This is a genomic window from Streptomyces sp. CBMA291, assembly GCF_014596525.1.
Taxonomy (GTDB): domain Bacteria; phylum Actinomycetota; class Actinomycetes; order Streptomycetales; family Streptomycetaceae; genus Streptomyces.
The window spans coordinates 1-2,809 of record NZ_MSJP01000084.1; the positions used below are offsets into that span (position 1 = coordinate 1).

The window sequence follows — 2,809 nt, forward strand, 5'->3', positions numbered from 1 at the left end:
CGGGCCCCGCGGTGCCCGTGGCGGCGGGGGTGAGGCTCGTGCCGCCCTCGCCCTCGCCGAGGGCCCGGGTGTGGGCGGCGGCCGAGCGGCGCAGCGGGGCGAGCCGGGGGCCGAGGGCCGGGTGGGCGGCCAGGGTCGCGTCGTACCGCTCAAGCAAGGTCCGGGAGACGGTCACGGAGCGCAGTCGCAGGGCCGCCTCGGCGTGTGCCGTCCGCTCGGCCTCGGCCTCGGCGGGGGTGGGTCCGCGAGGTCCGGGGTCCTCGGAGGCGCAGCCCGCCAGGGTCGCGGCGGCCGCCGCGAGCCCCGCCGCGAGGAGCGTGCGCCTGTCCGTCGTCGTCACGCTCTCTCCCTCAGTCGTGGCGGGTGGTCGAAGATCGTCGGGATCGCCGCAGGCGAGCGTACCCGTGGGCCCCGGAGCGGTGGACGGCAACACCCTCCGGGACCGGATACCCTTTGATCTGACACGCGACGAAACCACAACAGCACACGCGGCCGAGGAGTCACCCGGATGAGCACCACCCAGAGCGACAGGCTGCGCGGACTCGTGGAGCCGCTCGTCCACGCGAAGGACCTGGATCTGGAAGAGATCGAGGTGTCCCGGGCGGGCCGCCGCGGACTGCTGAGGATCGTCGTCGACTCGGACGAGGGCGTCGAGCTGGACGCCTGCGCCGAGCTGAGCCGCGCGATCTCCGAGAAGCTCGACGAGACCGACGCGATGGGCGAGGGCGAGTACGTCCTCGAAGTCAGCTCCCCCGGCGCCGACCGCCCCCTGACCCAGCACCGCCACTACGTGCGCGCCACCGGCCGGCTGGCCAAGCTCCAGCTCTCCGTCGACGGCGCCGCCGAGGAACTGGTCGCGCGGATCCTCGAAGTGGACGACGAGGGCCTCGACCTGGAGGTGCCGGGCGTGAAGGGGCGCAAGCCCACCGCCCGCCGGGTCGCGTTCGCCGAGATCGTCAAGGCGCGTGTCGAGATCGAGTTCAACCGCAAGGACAAGAAGGAAGAGGAGGCGTAGCCGTGGACATCGACGTGAAGCTGCTCAAGGGCTTGGCGCATGAGAAGGAGATTTCCTTCGACCTGCTGGTCGAGGCCATCGAGTCGGCCCTCCTCATCGCGTACCACCGCACCCCCGACGCCCGCCGCCACGCGCGCGTGGAGCTGGACCGGGTGACCGGCCACGTGACGGTGTGGGCCAAGGAAGACCCCTCCGAGCTGGAGGAAGGCCAGGAGCCGAAGGACTTCGACGACACCCCGTCGGACTTCGGCCGGATCGCGGCGAGCACCGCCCGCCAGGTGATCCAGCAGCGCCTCCGGGACGCCGAGAACGACGTGACGTTCGGCGAGTACGCGCGCCGCGAGGGCGATGTCGTCGCCGGTGTGGTGCAGCAGGGCAAGGACCCGAAGAACGTCCTCGTCAGGCTGGACGACAAGCTGGAGGCCATCCTCCCGGTGCAGGAGCAGGTGCCGGGCGAGGACTACACGCACGGTCTGCGGCTGCGTACGTACGTCGTCCGGGTGGCGAAGGGCGTGCGCGGTCCGTCCGTCACCCTCTCGCGCACCCACCCCAACCTGGTGAAGAAGCTTTTCGCCCTGGAGGTGCCGGAGATCGCGGACGGTTCGGTCGAGATCTCGGCCATCGCCCGTGAGGCCGGTCACCGCACCAAGATCGCCGTGCGCTCCACCCGTTCGGGTCTGAACCCCAAGGGCGCCTGCATCGGCCCGATGGGGAGCCGGGTCCGCAACGTGATGGCGGAGCTGCTGGGCGAGAAGATCGACATCGTCGACTGGTCGGACGACCCGGCCGAGATGGTGGCGAACGCGCTCTCCCCGGCGCGGGTCTCCAGGGTCGAGATCGTCGACATGGCCACCCGGTCCGCCCGGGTGACCGTGCCGGACTACCAGCTGTCGCTGGCCATCGGCAAGGAGGGCCAGAACGCCCGTCTCGCCGCGCGCCTGACCGGCTGGCGGATCGACATCCGACCGGACACGGAGCCGAGCGGTCCCCAGGACTGAGACCGCTTTTTGGCCAACAACTGTTCGATTCTTGCCCCAAACAGGTGAGGTCGGTACGGGGAGGTAGACTTATCGTGTCTGGCCGGACGCATGCCCGCGTATGCCCTGAGCGAACCTGTGTGGGATGCCGGGAGCGAGCGGCCAAGAGCGAACTGCTGCGGATCGTGATGGTGAAGGACGAGTGCGTTCCCGACCCTCGCGGTACGCTGCCCGGCCGGGGTGCTTATCTGCACCCCGCCGAAGCTTGTCTCGACCTGGCGGTCCGCCGCCGAGCGCTGCCGAGGGCCTTCCGGGCCCGGAGCGCGCTCGACACCGCGGCACTCCGCCACCACGTCGAGCGGGCCGAGCGGTCGGCACCGCAGTAGAAGAAGTACGGCACGGAACACCGTGCGGTCAGGTACCTCGCGAGTTGGAAGTAGGTCGAGATTGCGATGAGCACTCGATGAGTACGCGATGAGTACGCCCATGAAGTAGCGACGGTCCGGCGGTAATCCGGACCTCAAAGGAGCGAAGTGGCTAAGGTCCGGGTATACGAACTCGCCAAGGAGTTCGGTGTGGAGAGCAAGGTCGTCATGGCCAAGCTCCAAGAACTCGGTGAATTCGTCCGTTCGGCGTCCTCGACGATCGAGGCGCCGGTCGTGCGCAAGTTGACTGACGCTTTGCAGGGTCCCGGCGGCAACGCCGGCAAGACCGCTGCCAAGCCCGGCGCGCCCCGCAAGGCGGCGCCCACCCCGTCGGCCCCCAAGCCGGCGGCCCCCGCGCCGTCCCCGGCGCAGGCGGCTCGTCCCGCCGCCCC

The 2,809-nt window shown here is 70.4% G+C and carries 4 protein-coding genes and 1 pseudogene; 4 read left to right on the forward strand and 1 reads right to left on the reverse strand.

Annotated features, from left to right (window positions below; genetic code table 11):
• Positions 1-340 (reverse strand): annotated as a pseudogene (locus tag BU197_RS20645) (hypothetical protein); the annotation flags it as partial.
• A gap of 168 nt (positions 341-508) precedes the next feature.
• Between BU197_RS20645 and rimP the strand changes: the two are divergent.
• The 4 genes from rimP to BU197_RS20665 form a co-directional block, all read left to right on the forward strand.
• Positions 509-1,015 (forward strand): ribosome maturation factor RimP, encoded by a 507-nt coding sequence (gene rimP / locus BU197_RS20650; RefSeq protein ID WP_188269778.1) that lies wholly within the window; start codon positions 509-511, stop codon positions 1,013-1,015.
• Positions 1,016-1,017: 2 nt separating this feature from the next.
• Positions 1,018-2,013, forward strand: coding sequence for a transcription termination factor NusA (gene nusA, locus BU197_RS20655; RefSeq protein ID WP_188269779.1), 996 nt, complete (start codon positions 1,018-1,020; stop codon positions 2,011-2,013).
• A gap of 74 nt (positions 2,014-2,087) precedes the next feature.
• Positions 2,088-2,378, forward strand: a complete 291-nt coding sequence (locus tag BU197_RS20660) for a YlxR family protein (protein WP_188269780.1) — start codon at positions 2,088-2,090, stop codon at positions 2,376-2,378.
• Positions 2,379-2,525: 147 nt separating this feature from the next.
• Positions 2,526-2,809 (forward strand): translation initiation factor IF-2 N-terminal domain-containing protein (locus BU197_RS20665; RefSeq protein ID WP_188269781.1); only part of this gene is annotated, 284 nt, incomplete at its 3' end.

Excerpts from the sequence above, each read along its gene's own strand:
- rimP (WP_188269778.1), top strand. The coding sequence starts at position 509 with ATGAGCACCACCCAGAGCGACAGGCTGCGCGGACTCGTGGAGCCGCTC.